Source organism: Micromonospora sp. WMMC250, assembly GCF_027460215.1.
Classification (GTDB): domain Bacteria; phylum Actinomycetota; class Actinomycetes; order Mycobacteriales; family Micromonosporaceae; genus Micromonospora; species Micromonospora taraxaci.
Window position 1 is genome coordinate 5,513,354 of record NZ_JAPZBJ010000002.1, and the last position, 15,763, is coordinate 5,529,116.

The following is a 15,763-nucleotide window of genomic DNA, read 5'->3' on the forward strand; positions in this document are numbered from 1 at the left end:
GGCTCCCGACGGGGGAACTAGGCTCGCGGCATGACGATCGACAGTGACGGCTTCGCCGCCCCGGCCGCCCTGGTCGAGCACGCCCGCCGGTTCCAGGCCGAGGGCGGCACCCCGGCGGTGCCCCGGGTCGCGGCCACCGTGCTGCTGCTGCGCCCGACCGACACCGACTTCGAGGTGTACGTCATCCGCCGGGTCGCCGCCATGACCTTCGGGGGCATGTACGCCTTCCCCGGCGGTGGGGTGGACCGCTCCGACTCCGAGACACACCTGGACTGGGCCGGGCCCACGCCGGATGAGTGGGCCGGGCGGCTGGGGGTGGCCCCGGGCGCGGCCCAGGCGGTCGTCTGCGCCGCCGCGCGGGAGGTCTTCGAGGAGGCGGGTGTGCTGCTCGCCGGCCCGGACCCGGCGACGGTGGTGGGCGACGTCAGTGGCGACGACTGGGAGGCGGCCCGTCAGGACCTGGAGGGTCGCCGGCTGGGCTTCGCCGCGCTGCTCGCCGACCGTCGGCTCACCCTCCGGTCGGACCTGCTGCTGCCGTGGAGCCGCTGGATCACCCCGGAGTTCGAGCCGCGCCGCTTCGACACGTACTTCTTCGTCGCCCTGCTGCCGGCCGGCCAACGGACCCGCGACGTCTCCGGCGAGGCCGACCACACCCTGTGGATCCGGCCTGCGGACGCGTTGGCCCGGGCCAGGGCCGGGGAGTTGACCATGCTGCCGCCGACCCTGGTCACGCTGGCCCAGGTGGCGGCGGCCGGCGACCTGGCCGGAGTGGCCCGGGCGGCGGCCGATCGGGACGCCGCCACCCCGGTCACCCCACGCCTGGACCTACCCCCTGACGGCGAACCCCGCTTCGTCCTGGGCTAACCCATGATCGACTCGACTTCGCCGATGTCGCGGTATCAACCCCTCGCGGATACCCACATCAATGAAGTCGTGTGGATCGTGCGTGGGGCGGGGTGCTCTGCCAGCCCCGCCTCACGGGGCCGGTGCGAACAGCTCCGGAAACGGCACCGGCGCCCACGCCGGAGGGCGGGGCGCCGATGACCGGTCGCGGTGGGCTCAGCCGAAGCGGCCGGTGATGTAGTCCTCGGTCTTCTTCACGCTCGGGTTGCTGAAGATCTTCTGGGTGTTGTCGTACTCGATCAGACGGCCCGGGTCGCCGGTCTTCTCGATGGAGAAGAAGGCGGTCCGGTCCGAGACCCGCGCCGCTTGCTGCATGTTGTGCGTCACGATGATGATCGTGAACTTGTCCTTGAGCTGGAACATCAGGTCCTCGATCGCCAGCGTGGAGATCGGGTCCAGCGCCGAGCACGGCTCGTCCATCAGGACGACCTGCGGCTCGACCGCGATGGTCCGGGCGATGCACAGTCGCTGCTGCTGACCGCCGGAGAGACCCGCGCCGGGCTTGCCCAGCCGGTCCTTGACCTCGTCCCAGAGGTTCGCCGAGCGCAGCGCCTTCTCGGCGGCCTCGTCCAGGATCGACTTCTTCCGGACCCCGTTGAGCTTCAGCCCGGCCACCACGTTCTCGAAGATGCTCATGGTGGGGAACGGGTTCGGCCGCTGGAAGACCATGCCGATCGTGCGGCGGACCGCCGTGACGTCGACGTCCCGGTGGTAGATGTCCTGGTCGTCGATGGTCAGGCTGCCCTCGACGCGGGCCCCCGGCAGCACCTCGTGCATCCGGTTGATGGACCGCAGGAACGTCGACTTGCCGCAACCGGACGGCCCGATGAGGGCGGTGACCGTCTTCGGCTCGACCGTCAGGTTGATGTTCTCGATCGCCTTGAAGCCGCCGTAGTACGCGGTGACGTTCGAGGCGGAGACGCGCTTGGCCATGGTGGTACCTCCGGGGTTCATCGGCTGAGCCTGTTGCGACGGGCCAGCAGCTTCGCCGCGATCGTCAGGATGAGCACGAGGGCGACCAGGGTGAGTGCCGCGGTCCACGCCCGTGCCGGTGCGTACTTCGACGCGTCACCGGCCTGCTGGTAGACGAAGAGGGACAGCGACGACTGGTTGTTCTCGAACGGGTTGGTGTTGATCGCCGCGCCGCCTCCGGCGACCAGCAGGACCGGCGCGGTCTCGCCGGCCGCGCGGGCGATGGCCAGCATGACACCGGTGATGATGCCGGGCAGCGCCGTCGGCACCACCACCCGCAGGATGGTCTTCCACTTGGGGACGCCGAGCGCGTAGGCGCCCTCGCGCAGAGGGGCCGGGACGAGGCGGAGCATCTCCTCGGTGGACCGGACGATGGTCGGCAACATGAGCACGCTCAGCGCGAGCGCGGCGGCGAAACCGGAGAAGCTCGGTCGGCCGTCGTTGAACCACGGGGACACGACCAGCACCCAGAAGGCCAGCACGAACAGGCCGGAGACGATCGACGGGATACCCGTCATCACGTCCACGAAGAACCGGATCGCGAAGGCGAACTTACCCCGGCCGTACTCGACGATGTAGATCGCGCAGAGGACGCCGAGCGGCACGGTGATCAGGGTGGCGATGCCGACCTGCTCCAGCGTGCCGACGATTGCGTGGTAGGCGCCACCGTTGGCGTCGCGGGCCCCGATGTTGTTCATCGAGGTCTGGAAGAAGTTGACGTCCAGCCGATCGGCGCCCTTGCTGACCAGCGTCCAGACCACGGACACGAGGGGCAGCACCGCCAGCACGAAGGCGGAGTGGATCAGCGCGCTCCAGGTGCGGTTACGAGCCGACCGGCGCCCCTCGACCGCGTTGGCCGCGGCGAAGAGTCCGGCCAGGTAGAGGATCGCGCCGAGGGCGACCACGAGGACCGGGCCGCCGATGCCGGCGCCGTAGACGATCGCGGCGGAGAGCGCCAGGGCCACCGCGGCGATGACCGCAGCGGCGTACGCGGGCAGCCGCTTCGCCCGCAGCGACTCCGGCTGGGCCGGCGGGCGGGTGCGGTGGGAGGTGACGGTTGTGGTCATGCGGCCGACTCCGTGAACTCCCGGCGGCGGTAGATGATCGCCCGCGCCGTGATGTTGACGATCAGCGTGATGGTGAACAGCACCAGGCCGGAGGCGATGAGCGCGCCCCGGCCGGTCTCGTTCGCCTCGCCGAACGCGTTGGCGATGTTGGCGGCGATGGTGTTGCCGCCGTTCTGGATCAGGTTGAACGAGATGCCGAAGGTGATGCCGAGGGTCAGTGCCAGGGCGATGGTCTCGCCCAGGGCCCGACCGAGGCCGAGCATCACCGCGGCGATGATGCCGGGGCGGCCGTAGGGGAGGACCGCGGTGCGGAGCATCTCCCACCGGGTGGCGCCCAGGGCGAGGGCGGCCTCCTCGTTGGCGGTCGGCGTCTGGAGGAACACCTCGCGGGAGAGCGAGGTGATGATCGGCAGCACCATGATGGCGAGCACCAGTGCACCCAGCATGATCGACTTACCGAAGGGCCCGTCACCGCCGAAGATCGGGATCCAACCGAAGTACTCGTTCAGCCAGACCGAGAAGTCGCGGACCGGGTTGATGAAGATGTCCCGCCCCCAGAGGCCGAAGACCACGCTCGGTACGGCGGCGAGCAGGTCGATCAGGAAGCCGAGCGCGGTGCCCAGCCGGCGGGGTGCGTAGTGCGAGAGGTAGAGCGCGATGCCCAGCGCCACCGGCACCGCCATGAGCAGAGCCAGCGCCGCGCTGAGGACGGTGCCGAAGGCGAGGGTGCCGATGCCGAACTTCGGCTCTGTCTCGTTGGGGGACCAGCCCTCGTAGGTCCAGAAGTTCTCGGTGTTGGCGCGCAGGGCCGGCACCGCCTTGGCGATCAGGAAGATCGCGATGGCGGCGATGATGACCAGAACCGCGGTGCCGGCGGCCATTGTGAGACCGCGGAAGGCCCGCTCGGCACCGAACTTACGGCTGCGCGGCAGCGCGCCGCCGCCGCCCAGCCCGGTGCCGCCCGGGGAACGGGTGCTGACTGGTGCCTCGGCCACACGCGCCGAGGCACCGGCGGGCCACTCGTGACTCTGGGTCACGCGCGTCCCGCCGGTGCCGGCGTCGGCCGAGCGGTGAGGGGTTTCACCCATCTGCTCGCTCGATTCGGTTGCGGAGGTGGTGGGTTCGGGTCAGGAGAGGTTCTTGACCGCGGTCTCGACCTTGGTGCGGACCGTCTCCGGCAGCGGGGCGTAGCCCAGGTCGGTCAGCGAGTTCTGGCCCTCGGCGCTGGCCGCGTAGCCCAGCAGACCCTTGACCAGCGCGAGCTTGTCGGCCGCGAGGCCCTTGCTGCAGACGATCTCGTACGTTGCCAGGACGATCGGGTAGGCCCCGGCCTCCTTGGTGTTGTAGTCGATCTTCAGCTTGAGGTCGTCGCCCTGGCCCTCGATCGCGGCACCGGCGATGGTCTTGCCGGCCGCCTCGGCGGTCAGCGCGGCGAACTCGCCGGCACCGTTACCGATCTTGGCCATCTTCAGGCCGGCGTTCTCGGCGAACGACCACTCCATGTAACCGATAGAGCCGTCGGCGCCCTTGACCGAGCTGGCCACGCCGTCCGAGCCCTTGGCGCCGGTGCCGCCCGGGGCCTTCCACGCCTTGGCCTTGCCCAGGGTCCAGTCCGCCTCGGCGGTCTTGGAGAGGTAGTTGGTGAAGTTGTCAGTGGTGCCCGACTCGTCCGAGCGGTGGACGGTCTGGATGGTGGTCGACGGGAGCTTGGCGTCCGGGTTGTCGGCCTTGATCGCCGCGTCGTCCCACTTGGTGACCTTGCCGGCGAAGATCTTCGCCAGGGTGGCCGGCTTGAGCTGGAGGTTGTCCACGCCGCTGACGTTGTAGGCGACGGCCACCGGGCCGATCACCATCGGCAGATGGATGGCCTTGCCACCGGCGCACTTGGCGTCGGCCTGCGGCTGCTCCTCCGGCTTGAGGGCGGAGTCGGAGCCGGCGAAGTCGGCAGTCCCGGCGATGAACGCCTGGATGCCCGCACCCGAGCCGGTCGGCTCGTAGTTGATCGTGGTGCCCTGGCACTTCTGCTGGTACGCCTTGATCCATTCGGCCATGGCGTTCTTCTGCGCCGACGAGCCCTGGGCGTTCACCGTGCCGGTAGCGCAGTCGACCGCGGCGGCCGAGCCCGAGGCGCTCGCGCCGGAGGCGGGCTCGTTGTTGTCCGAGCCGCATGCGCTGAGACCGAGCGTCGCGGCAAGAGCGAGGCCGGCAATAGCGCCGTACCGCTGGAGCTTCACCTGAGGGGTTTCCCTTCGCGTCTGACTTGGCGCCCCGATCTCGGGGCCCGAGGACCGGCATTGACCGGCTGACACGAAAGTTAGAAGTGGTAGGTAGCCGGTTCGCCGGTCGCAAGTGAACGCAAGGTGAACACGTACGGCCGTCGAGGTGACCGCTCGCTGAGGGTGAGTTGTCCGTTAAGTGAACCCGGGTACACCTGTCGGATGTATGGGTATATTTCCGGTTCGCTGTTATGTCGCCGACGCCCGGCCGTTACTCACCGGTGACCCAGCTCGTCGGTCAGCCCAGGTGGTAGTTGATGTGCGCGGACCAGCGGGCGAAGCCCATCCGCTCGTAGAGCGCGACGGCTCCGGTGTTCGAGTCGTCCACGTAGAGCATCACCCGGTCGAGGCCACGCCTGTCCCGCAGGTACGCCAGCCCGGCCGTGGTCAACGCCCGGCCCAACCCGCCACCGTGCGCGGTCGGCTCCACCCCCAGCACGTACACCTCGCCGATCCGGGCCGTGCCCGGCCGCTCGTGCACCTTGGTCCAATGGAAACCGAGCAGCCGACCGGTCCCGGTCTCGGCGAGCAGGAAGCCGTCCGGGTCGAACCACGGTTCGGTCAGCCGGACCCGCAGGTCGTCCGAGGTCCAGCGTCCCTGCTCGGGGTGCTCGGCGAAGGCGCGCGCGTTGAGAGTCAGCCACGCCGCGTCGTCCGCCCCGGGCCGGAACGCGCGCAGGGCCACCCCGTCGGGCAGGCGCGGCTCGCCGAGCGGGGCGGCCAGGGATCGGCGCAGTTGCCACAGCACCCGTGCCCGGGTGAAGCCGAGGTCGACGCCGAGCGCCGCAGCCGAGGGGTGGTCGCCGTGCGCCCACGCCCGCAACGGCCCGGTGGCCGACGCGAGTACGCCCCGGGCCAACGCGCGACCGGTGCCCCGCCGCCGGTACGCGGGGTGCACCACCAGTTCGACGCCGATTCCGCCGACCGGATCGGTGGTGTCCAGGTGCGCGTACCCGGTCAGGGTGCCGTCGTCGGCACGGGCGATCAGGTGCAGGGCCGGGGCGTCCGGGTCGCGCAGTCGGAGCAGGACGTGCTCGTCGAGCGGGTTCGCGCCGTCGGTGTCAGCCGCGGTGCTGGCCAGGGCCAGCACGTCGGCGACCTCCCCAGGTGCCAGTCGGTCGGTCCGGGTCACCTGGTCGCTGGTCGGCTCCGCGCTGCTCATCCCGTCACCGTATCCGTTGCGTGTCGTGCCGCCCGGACCGTCGCCGCGCAAAGGCCGCGGTTCAGGTCGGTTCGGTGGGTAGTGCCTCCAGCTCGAAGCGCGCGGTCAGGTCGGGCAGGATGCGACGCAGAGCGTCCACCGTGCCCTGCCGGTCGCCGCCGGCGTCGTGCAGCAGCACCACCGACCCCGGCGCGGCCTGGGTCACCACCGTTGCGGTGATCTTGTTGGCGCCGGGCAGGTCCCAGTCCGACGGGTCGACCGACCAGTGCAGTGGGGTCATGCCGAGCTGCCGCGCCACCGACACCACCGGGTACGTCCAGGCCCCGCCGGGCTGGCGGTACCAGACGATGGGCGCGTTCGGCACTGCCGCCCGGATCGCGTCGTTGGTGCGCAGCAGGTCGGCGCGGATCGCGTCGGCCGATCGGGTGCCCAGGCTGACGTCGTGGTGCCACGAGTGGTTGCACAGGGTGTGGCCGTCGTCGACGATCGCCTGGATCAGGTCGGGATGGTTCTGGGCGTTCTCCCCGACCACGCAGAACGTGGCTCGCACGTTGAATTCGCGCAGCGTGGCGAGAACCTGCGGGGTGTACCGGGGGTCCGGACCGTCGTCGAAGGTCAGCGCGAGCCGGGGGGAGCCGGTGGTCTCGTGCGCGCCGAACAGCTTGTCCCCGCCGGCGTCGCGGCCGGAACCGTCCTGGCCGGTCTCGGCGGGGCCGTCGCTGCCGCCGGGGCGCGGCGCGCCGTCCGGGTCGCCGTCGCTGGGCTGGTCGGCGTAGTGCGGCCCGTCGGCGTTCGTGGTGACGTTGGTGGGGTGCCGGGGGGCTGGATCCAGGAGGAGACTGCGGCCCAGCGCGTACGCGGAACCGAGCAGGGCCACCAGCACCAGCGTCACGATCCCCGTCGCCTTCGCTGTCGAACCGGCCCGCATCACGGCTTCCGCCCGGCTGGCCGGCCAGGCCGCCCCGTCGCCCCCGTGCTGACTGCGCGCACCGTCACCCCTTTCTCCGGCAAACCCGGCAGTCAGAATAGAACCGCCAAGCTGCACAAAAAGGGCATATGGGAAATCGGTGGCCCGACTTCCGGGTTGGACGCGCAGGGACGCGGGTCTGACGCGCAGGGGTGGCGCGGGTCATACGGGCAGGGGTGGCGCGGGTCAGACGGGCAGGGGCGCGTGCTCCGCCTCGGGCAGCGAACGCGACGGCGGCACGACGAACTTGTAGCCGACCTGGCGGACCGTGCCGATCATCGACTCGTACTCCGAGCCGAGCTTGGCGCGCAGTCGCCGGACATGCACGTCGACAGTGCGGGTGCCACCGAAGTAGTCGTAGCCCCAGACCTCCCGCAGGAGTTGGTCCCGGGTGAACACCCGGCCCGGGTGCTGGGCCAGGAACTTCAGCAGCTCGAACTCCTTGTAGGTGAGGTCGAGCGGACGGCCCTTGAGCTTGGCCGCGTACGTGTCGGGGTCGATCGTCAGCTCGCCGGCCCGGATCGAGCCACCGGCGCCCGCCGTCGCGTTGCTCAGACGGCCGACCGCCAACCGCAACCGTGCCTCCACCTCGGCGGGACCGGCCGAGGCGAGGATGACGTCGTCGACGCCCCAGTCGGCGTTCAGCGCGATCAGGCCGGCCTCGGTCACCACCGCGACCAGCGGCACGCCGAGCCCGGTGGCGTGCAGCATCCGGCAGGTCGCGCGGGCCTCGCTCAACTCCGACCGGGCGTCCACCATCACCGCGTCCGGGCTGGGGCCCGCGACCAGGGTGCGTACGTCGCGTGGCGCGGTGCGGACCGAGTGCGGCAGCAGGTCGAGTGCCGGCAGCACAGCCGACGGTTCGCCTGCGCGCGCGGTCACCAGCAACAGGATCTCCACGATCACCTCCGTCCCGGCGGCGCTCGGCCGCACGCGACCAGTCACACCCGCGGGGGAGTGCGCTGAGAAATTGCGTGGCCCCGGCGTCGCTGACGGGCGGGTAACGAGGTTGAGCGTAGCGGATCGCCCCGGCCGCGCCCGCAGGCCATTTCCCGTTTGTCTACCTTGCCCCTGATCGTGGCGCAGTTTTTAACGTTGCCGAAACCCGGGACCACCGCCTCCGGCGGTCGGTCTGGCACGATCGGGTCGTGTTTCCCTCCACCTCGCCCGAGGCCGGCCGTGAATCGTGGCCCGCCGAGCCCCAAGCGGGCCCGGCCGCCGCGGCGACCCGCGCGCCGCGTACCGGTCCGGCCACCACCGATGGCGATCGCCGCGAACGGGGTGGGCCCCGCCGGGCCCGTCGCACCGGTGAGCCGGCCCGCAAATCCGAGGACGAGGTCGACGAGCCGGAGGAGGAGGTCGTACCCCCGGTCGAGGTGCACCGCCAGCTCGCGTTGACCATCGCCGGCTTCGCCGCGCTGCTCGGCGTCGGCTTGGTGCTCGGCGCGCAGACGTCCGGCCCCGGCCACCGGCTGCCGTTCGCCTTCATCATCTTCGGCGTCCAGTTGCTCTTCGTGCTCGCCTGGACGATGGCCATGCGTCCGCCCGCGCTGCTGGTGGTCGCCGGGGTCAGCGCCGGGGTCGCGGCGCTCGCCGACGTCGCCGCGGTGCAGAGCGACATCGCCGGGCTGGCCCCGCTGGGCTACCTGGCCGTCGGCGGGTTCGTCGCGGCGGTGCTCGGCCAGTTGGTCCGCCGGGTCGACCGGGTGCGGGTCACCGACTCCCTCGGCGCGACGCTGCTGATCGTGGTCGGGGTGGTGGCCTTCGGCACCCTGATCGTGCTCAGTCGCATCCCGGCGGGCACCCAGGCGATCACCGTCTGCCTGACGGCCAGTGGCGTCGCCCTGACTGTCGCCCGGCTCACCGACGCCGTACTGCCGTGGCCCCGGCTGGCCCCACAGGTGCCCCGGGGCGCGGCCGGGGTGGTGGCCGGCGCGATGGTCGGCACGCTGACCAGCGCGCTTCTGGGTAGCTACCTGGTGGCCCCGTTCACACCGACCCGGGCCGCCGTGATCGGCCTGGTAGCGGCGGTCACCGCCGTGCTCGCCGACCTCGCGGTGGGGTACGCGGAGGCGGGCCGGCTGATGGCCGGGGAGCCGCCCACGATGTGGGTGGCCCGGCACATGCAGGGTCCGCTCGGTGGCTTCGCCCTGGCGGCGCCGGCCGCGTACGCCATGTGCATGCTCTTGCTCTGAGCCACGGTTGAGCCCGGGGCCGGTCGGGTACGTACGGGTGCGCCGCGCTGCGGCACCGGTGTGGACGATCCGTCGCGGCGCGGCGGACGAAGACGGGAGGCGGCGTGGCGGAGGACTATCCGGCGGACGGAGCACGTCCCCGACGGCGCGGCCGCAAACTGCTCGTCGGCCTGATCGTCCTGCTCCTGGTGGTGGGCGGGTTGCTGGTGGTCGCCGACCGGGTGGCGGTCGGGGTGGCCGAGCGGACCATCGCCGACCGGGTCGGCCAGGAGATCGCCAAGCAGGGTGCCCAGGCCGCCAGGCCCGACGTGGAGGTGGCCGGCACTCCGTTCCTCACCCAGGTGCTCGACGGCCGCTACCAGCGGATCACCATCAACCTGCGGGACGTGCGGGCTTCGGTCGAAGGTGACGCCGTGCAGTTGCCGGTGCTGGATGTGACCGCCCGCAACGTACGGGCCTCGCTGGACACCCTGCGCACCGGTCAGGGGGACATCGTCGCGGACACCGTCAACGGCGCCGGCACGATCAGCTACGACAGCCTCGCCGCCCTGCTGAAGCGTCCCGGGCTCAAGCTCGGCGAGCAGAACGGCAAGCTCGCCGTCACCGCGCCCGTCGACATCCTCGGTCAGAAGCTGACCGTCGCCGGCACCGCCGACGTCACCGTCGCCGACAACGGTGCTGTCGCCCTGCGTTTCAACGACCTGGACGCGGCCGGTCTGCCGAACCTGCCGCTCGCCCGCGCTCTGCTCAACAACTACGCCAAGGGCATCTCGGTCGACGTACCCCTGCCTGACCTGCCGTTCCAGCTCACCGTGCGCGAGGTCCGGCCACTGCCGGAAGGCCTGGCGGTCACCGTCGACGCGAAGAACGTGCCGATCAATTCCGTTGGCTGACTCCCCGGTCAGCGGTGTCGTCCACCATTCGGTCGATCCCGGATGGTGGTCGGCTGAGTGGCAGCACGGTCACTGGCTGGTAGGCTCCCTGGCCATGGGGACCCACCTCACCAAACGGCGCGCGGTCGACCTGTGCCGCGTGGCCACCTGCCTGTGTCGCCCCGTCATCTGACGGCGGGGCTGTCTCCGGCCGCCTGACGGCGGCCACCGGCACAGGGTTCTCGCACCCTCCGGTTATCCCACCGAACGCCCGGCAGCGGCGCCGTCGCACGAACCCGTGATCCGTCCTTCCGCTGGGTCCCGCGCGTGGTGCGACAGTTGAAACCATCGATACTCGCGCGTTGGCTCACCATCCATCCTCACCAGGGAGTGATTCGATGAGTCGCGACACCGCACTCGTTTCGGCCGAGTGGGCCGAGAAGAACCTCGACGCCCCGGGCGTCGTCTTCGTCGAGGTCGACGAGGACACCTCGGCCTACGAGACCGGCCACATCGCCGGTGCCATCAAGATCGACTGGAAGACCGACCTTCAGGACCAGGTCCGCCGGGACTTCGTCAACAAGTCCCAGTTCGAGGCACTGCTCTCCGAGCGGGGCATCAGCAACGACGACACCGTCATCCTCTACGGCGGCAACAACAACTGGTTCGCCGCGTACGCCTACTGGTACTTCAAGCTCTACGGTCACGGCGACGTGAAGCTGCTCGACGGCGGTCGCAAGAAGTGGGAGCTGGACGCCCGCCCGCTGGTCACCGACTCGGTGACCCGTCCGGCGACGCAGTACGTCGCGAGCGAGCCGGACACCTCCATCCGGGCCTTCCGCGACGAGGTAGTGGCCGCGATCGGCACCAAGAACCTGGTCGACGTGCGCAGCCCCGACGAGTTCGCCGGCCGGCTGCTCGCCCCCGCGCACCTGCCGCAGGAGCAGGCGCAGCGGGCCGGTCACATCCCCACCGCGATCAGCGTCCCGTGGTCCAAGGCGGCCAACGAGGACGGCACCTTCCGGTCCGACGACGAGCTGCGCAAGATCTACGGCGACGCCGGGCTCGACGACGGCAAGGAGACGATCGCCTACTGCCGCATCGGCGAGCGCTCCTCGCACACCTGGTTCGTGCTGCAGGAGTTGCTCGGCCACCGCAACGTCAAGAACTACGACGGTTCCTGGACCGAGTACGGCTCGCTGGTCGGCGTGCCGGTTGCCCTCGGTGACGAACCCGGGGAGGCCTGATCATGACGCTCCCCACCGCCGCGGGTTGCGCGGCACCTGACCAGGCCGCGCCGCTGCCGGCCAGCCTGGACCTGGAGAAGGAAACCGTCATCACCGGGATCGTCCGGTCGGCCGAGGACGAGCCGGTGCCGGGCGCGTACGTCCGGCTGCTCGATTCGACCGGTGAGTTCACCGCCGAGGTGGTGACCTCGACCGCCGGCCAGTTCCGGTTCTTCGCCGCGCCGGGTTCCTGGACGCTGCGGGCACTGTCCCGGCACGGCAACGGCGACACCGCCGTCACCGCCGGCCGGGGCGTCAACGAGGTTGCCGTCACCGTCGCCTGACCCACCGCTCTGATCGACCGGGGCCGGTCACCCGCCATGGGTAACCGGCCCCGGTCGATCTTCTGGGGGAATTGGTGACGAGAAGTAATTTCGGTGTCACCCTCGGCTCGGCGGACCAATCACATCAATCGGTATGCGTCACTATCTAGCTGTGGATATCGAGGTTGGCGCGAATGACGGCGGTGCGTCCGGTGACGAGGTTCCGCTCGTGGTCTGCGTGAGCGCGGATGCCGCCGTGGTCGAGCGGGTGCTCCGGCGACTCGACGGGACCGGGCAGGTGGTGACCTGCCCGGATCTGGCCGAGTTGCGGGCGATGCTGTTCCCGTCGCCGCACGACCCGACGTCGACAGTGCCGCAGGAGCCGTCGCAGCCCGCCTGACCTCGTGGCCGCCGTCCCACGCCTCCGCTGCTAGCTCGGCGGCGCAGGCGTGACACCATGGCCGGGTGAGCGGTGCTGTCCAGACGGGTTGGGCCCCTTCGGCTGGTCCCGCCGCGCCGGTGCCTGCCCGGCCGTGGCGGCGGTGGCTGCTGGCCGCGACGGCGGCCTGGGCCGTGTTGCTGGCCGTACTCACCTGGACGTCGGTCCGCGACGATCCGCCGACAGTGCGCGAACAACGCACCCTCGACCAGGCCGGCCCGGTGGTCGACCGGGCGATCGGCGAGCTGGTCCGTGCGGCGGGGGCGACCAGTCTGCTGGAGCTGGGCCCGGCGAGGGTCGCCGAGGGCTGCCGCGTCACCCCGTTCGCCGACGGGGCGAGATTGCGGCGGGACGTGGGCGTGCTCGCGCCCACCGGCACCGAGCGGACCGTGTTGACCGGGATCGCCGAGCGGCTGCCGACCAGCTGGCGGGCCCGGGTCGGGTCCGGGCTGAACGGCCCGGCGCTGTACGCCGACGCCGGAGAGTTCGTGGCCGTCGAGGGGCGGCCGACGGTGGACGGTCAGGTCCGACTGGTCGTCGACAGCGGTTGCCGGCCAACCGGCTCCGGCTACACGCCGGCCACGGCCACCGCGACCGGCCCGGAAGCTGCCGCGTTGACTGCGGCGCTGGGGGCGATCGGCCGGCCGAGCGACGTAACACCGGAGCGGGTCACCGCGCCCTGCCCGGGTGGCGGGTCGGCCCAGACCGTGCGGTCCGCGGGCGGTCCCGGCCCGGCCGCCTCGACGGCCGCGCTCGCCGCGCTGGCCGGCGACGCCCCCCTGCTGGACGAACCCCCGGTGTACGCGTACCGCACCGGCCCGGTCACGGTGCTGGCCGAGCTCGGCCCGGACGACGCCGTCCGGGTTGCCGCCACCGTCGGCTGCCCGGGTTGAGCCGAGCGGCCGGCTCGGATCAGCTGCCGTCCGGCTGATCCGTCGGGCCCCGACTGCGGCCCAACGCGTCCACCTTGCCCCACCGGCCGGGGATGTCCAGTAGTTCGACGCGACCCATCCCCGGAGGCACCGCCGGGTCGATGATCAGATGCTCACCCTGCGGGTCCAACCCCAGCATCACCCGGAGCAGCAGCAGCGGGGTTCCGCTCGACCAGGCCTGCGGACTGCACGCGGTCGGGTACTCCACCGGGTAGTCGGTGAGATCACGGGTGTAGCCGCCGAACGCCTCCGGCAGCCGCCCCTCGAAGTACCGGGACGCCGCCAGCATCGTGTCGCAAATCAGGCCGGCCTCCTCGCGGTAGCCGTACCGCCACAGGCCCCAGGCGATGATCGAGTTGTCGAACGGCCACACGGTGCCCACGTGGTACCCGATCGGGTTGTAGCGCCCCTCGTCCTCGGCGAGCGTCCGCACTCCCCACCCGGAGAACAGGCGCGGCCCGAGCAGGTGCTCCACCACCTTGCCGGCACGGGACTCGTCCACGATGCCGCTCCACAACAGGTGCCCGATGTTCGACGTCAGCGCGTCCACCTGCCGCCCGTCGGCGTCCAACGCGAGCGCGTAGTACCCACGGTCGGCGATCCAGAAGTCGCGATCGAACCGTCGCTTGAGATCGGCCGCCTCCCGCTCCAGCCGGTCGGCGTACGCCCTGTCGTTCCAGAAGGTCCGAGCCAACCGGGCGGCACGGACCTTCGCGTCGTACGCGTACCCCTGCAACTCGCAGGTGGCCCGGGGGAAGCCCGGTATCTGACCGTCGGCGTACGAGATGCCGTCCCAGGAGTCCTTCCAGCACTGGTTCTGCAGACCGGTCTCCGGGTTGCGGGTCTGATACCAGAGGTACCCGGTGCCGAGCAGGTCGCCGTACGTGTCGATCCACTCCAGGGCGGCGCGGACCTGCGGCTCCAGCCGGCGGACCAGCGCGGCGTCGCCGGTCCACCGCTCGTACTCGTCGACCAGGATGACGAACAGTGGTGTCGAGTCGGCCGACCCGTAGTACGGCGAGTGCGGCTGCTCCTCGAAGCCGGCGGTCTCCCCGTACCGCAGCTCGTGCAGGATCTTGCCGGGCTCCTCGTCCCGGAAGTCGTCCACCCGGTGTCCCTGTAGGCCGGCCAGCATCTGGATGGTCGGCGGGACCAGCTCCGGCAGGAACGGCAGCACCTGCAACGACGTGATGATGCTGTCCCTGCCGAACAGGGTCATGAACCAGGGCAGCCCGGCGGCGATCAGCCGTACGCCCAGGGCGATCGACTCGTAGCGCAGTGCGGCGAGGTCGTTGAGGCTGCGCCGGTACGCCCCGGCCAGTGGCTCGCAGTCGCAGCCGAGCTTCGGTGCCCGGTCGATCAGCTCCTGCTGCTCGGCCCGGATCGCGTCCGCGCTGCGGCTGCCCCCGTACGGCAGGGTTGCCCGGATGTCCTCGCCGCGTGCCCCGTAGACGACGCTGGACACGTGCAGCCGGGTGGTCCACTTGCTGTTGCGGGCGATCCGGATGCGGAAGGTCAGGCCGCCGGCGTCGACCTGTGCCGGCGCGGTGGTCGTGACAGTCGTCTCCCGGTGGAACGCGTCCCGCCGGTAGGTGAGTCGGAGCTCGTCGTCCGAGACCGCGACGGTGGTCGTGCCCCGCTTCTGGCGGGAGTCCTTGATCTCGAACAGGTCGGCGAAGTCGGCCTCGACGTCGATCCGGACGGTGAACTCGACGTCCGCGCCGGTGTGGTTGAGCACGGTCAGCTCCTCCTCGAAGCTGCCCACTATCGCCCGGCTGCGGATCACCGACGCCTTCGCGTCCAGGTAGTGCGTGGGCTCGCCGGGGGCGAGGAAGAACTTGGTGCGGTACGACTCGGCGTCGTCCATGGAGAGGGCGTGCAGCCGTTGGCCGTCGAGGGTGAGTATCCACTTGGACAGGAACCGGGTGTCGAAGGAGAACAGCCCGGTGGGGAAGTCGTGGGACGGCTCGATGTCCCCCCGGCGGTCGCTGACCAGGAAGGTGTTGCCGTCCAGGATGCTGACTAGGTCCTTCACACCGGTCGCCCGACTGCTCTGCGGGCCGTCTCGCGGGGGTCGCGGGTGCCGGGCGGGTTGGGGAAGAACCGGCGGAAGGCGAGGAAGAGGACCACGTTCCCGCTGAACGTGCTCTCGTTGCGCAGCACCGCCGCGACACCCTGGGCCTCACCGCTGATCAGTCGGTCGAAGAGGGCCGCGCTGCTGTACCAGATGGCGTCGGCAGGGCCGCGTTCCCGACTGACCTGCACCGACCCGGGCCGCATGCGTACCAGCCAGTGTTCGGTCTGGTGGTCGCTGCCGAGGTCGATCTGGAGGGTCCCGTCGGTCAGGCCGCCGAGGACGCCAGGGGCACGCGCCGGCAGTGATTCGAAGAACCTCTCCGTCGCCTCGGTCACATCCGAATCGTAGGCAG

16 protein-coding genes and 1 pseudogene are annotated in these 15,763 nt (G+C 71.0%); 8 read left to right on the forward strand and 9 right to left on the reverse strand.

Going from position 1 to position 15,763, the window contains the following annotated elements; genetic code table 11:
- Positions 1 to 30 precede the first annotated feature (30 nt).
- Positions 31 to 864, forward strand: coding sequence for an NUDIX hydrolase (locus tag O3438_RS24865; RefSeq protein ID WP_269682152.1), 834 nt, complete (start codon positions 31 to 33; stop codon positions 862 to 864).
- 195 nt (positions 865 to 1,059) lie between these two features.
- Here O3438_RS24865 and pstB read toward each other — a convergent pair whose 3' ends face one another.
- The 7 genes from pstB to O3438_RS24900 form a co-directional block, all read right to left on the reverse strand.
- A complete protein-coding gene (gene pstB, locus O3438_RS24870; RefSeq protein ID WP_088987405.1) occupies positions 1,060 to 1,836 on the reverse strand; it encodes a phosphate ABC transporter ATP-binding protein PstB in 777 nt (258 codons plus the stop codon).
- Positions 1,837 to 1,853: 17 nt separating this feature from the next.
- Complete coding sequence (gene pstA, locus O3438_RS24875; protein WP_269682153.1) at positions 1,854 to 2,942, reverse strand: phosphate ABC transporter permease PstA; 1,089 nt, start codon at positions 2,940 to 2,942, stop codon at positions 1,854 to 1,856.
- Positions 2,939 to 4,030 (reverse strand): phosphate ABC transporter permease subunit PstC, encoded by a 1,092-nt coding sequence (gene pstC / locus O3438_RS24880; protein ID WP_269682154.1) that lies wholly within the window; start codon positions 4,028 to 4,030, stop codon positions 2,939 to 2,941. The genes pstA and pstC overlap by 4 nt, the downstream gene beginning before the upstream one ends.
- Positions 4,031 to 4,069: 39 nt before the next feature.
- On the reverse strand, positions 4,070 to 5,176 hold the full coding sequence (gene pstS / locus O3438_RS24885) for a phosphate ABC transporter substrate-binding protein PstS (protein ID WP_269682155.1): 1,107 nt from the start codon (positions 5,174 to 5,176) through the stop codon (positions 4,070 to 4,072).
- 280 nt (positions 5,177 to 5,456) lie between these two features.
- A complete protein-coding gene (mshD, locus tag O3438_RS24890; protein WP_269682156.1) occupies positions 5,457 to 6,380 on the reverse strand; it encodes a mycothiol synthase in 924 nt (307 codons plus the stop codon).
- A gap of 61 nt (positions 6,381 to 6,441) precedes the next feature.
- On the reverse strand, positions 6,442 to 7,308 hold the full coding sequence (locus O3438_RS24895) for a polysaccharide deacetylase family protein (protein ID WP_269682157.1): 867 nt from the start codon (positions 7,306 to 7,308) through the stop codon (positions 6,442 to 6,444).
- Positions 7,309 to 7,533: 225 nt separating this feature from the next.
- On the reverse strand, positions 7,534 to 8,253 hold the full coding sequence (locus O3438_RS24900) for a winged helix-turn-helix transcriptional regulator (RefSeq protein ID WP_181518701.1): 720 nt from the start codon (positions 8,251 to 8,253) through the stop codon (positions 7,534 to 7,536).
- Between the two features lie 242 nt (positions 8,254 to 8,495).
- Here O3438_RS24900 and O3438_RS24905 point away from each other — a divergent pair, with 242 nt between their 5' ends.
- From O3438_RS24905 to O3438_RS24930, 7 genes and pseudogenes are all read left to right on the forward strand, one after another.
- A complete protein-coding gene (locus tag O3438_RS24905) occupies positions 8,496 to 9,542 on the forward strand; it encodes a hypothetical protein (RefSeq protein ID WP_269682158.1) in 1,047 nt (348 codons plus the stop codon).
- Between the two features lie 104 nt (positions 9,543 to 9,646).
- The gene (locus O3438_RS24910) at positions 9,647 to 10,435 is read left to right on the forward strand and encodes an LmeA family phospholipid-binding protein (protein WP_269682159.1); all 789 of its coding nucleotides are present in this window, start codon (positions 9,647 to 9,649) and stop codon (positions 10,433 to 10,435) included.
- Between the two features lie 94 nt (positions 10,436 to 10,529).
- A complete protein-coding gene (locus tag O3438_RS34210) occupies positions 10,530 to 10,607 on the forward strand; it encodes an Ms5788A family Cys-rich leader peptide (protein ID WP_310503780.1) in 78 nt (25 codons plus the stop codon).
- A 205-nt stretch (positions 10,608 to 10,812) separates the two neighbouring features.
- Entirely contained in the window at positions 10,813 to 11,661 is an 849-nt protein-coding gene (locus O3438_RS24915; protein ID WP_145778729.1) for a sulfurtransferase, read from the forward strand.
- A gap of 2 nt (positions 11,662 to 11,663) precedes the next feature.
- Positions 11,664 to 11,984: a DUF1416 domain-containing protein gene (locus O3438_RS24920; protein ID WP_088987414.1), complete on the forward strand. Its 321-nt coding sequence runs from the start codon at positions 11,664 to 11,666 to the stop codon at positions 11,982 to 11,984.
- Positions 11,985 to 12,192: 208 nt separating this feature from the next.
- Positions 12,193 to 12,315, forward strand: a pseudogene (locus tag O3438_RS24925) (winged helix-turn-helix domain-containing protein); the annotation flags it as partial.
- A 113-nt stretch (positions 12,316 to 12,428) separates the two neighbouring features.
- Positions 12,429 to 13,295, forward strand: a complete 867-nt coding sequence (locus tag O3438_RS24930) for a hypothetical protein (protein ID WP_269682160.1) — start codon at positions 12,429 to 12,431, stop codon at positions 13,293 to 13,295.
- A 19-nt stretch (positions 13,296 to 13,314) separates the two neighbouring features.
- Here O3438_RS24930 and O3438_RS24935 read toward each other — a convergent pair whose 3' ends face one another.
- Together O3438_RS24935 and O3438_RS24940 are read right to left on the reverse strand one after the other, a co-directional pair.
- Positions 13,315 to 15,369 (reverse strand): amylo-alpha-1,6-glucosidase, encoded by a 2,055-nt coding sequence (locus O3438_RS24935; protein WP_269682161.1) that lies wholly within the window; start codon positions 15,367 to 15,369, stop codon positions 13,315 to 13,317.
- Positions 15,366 to 15,746, reverse strand: coding sequence for an SCP2 sterol-binding domain-containing protein (locus tag O3438_RS24940; RefSeq protein WP_269682162.1), 381 nt, complete (start codon positions 15,744 to 15,746; stop codon positions 15,366 to 15,368). The genes O3438_RS24935 and O3438_RS24940 overlap by 4 nt, the downstream gene beginning before the upstream one ends.
- Positions 15,747 to 15,763 lie beyond the last annotated feature (17 nt).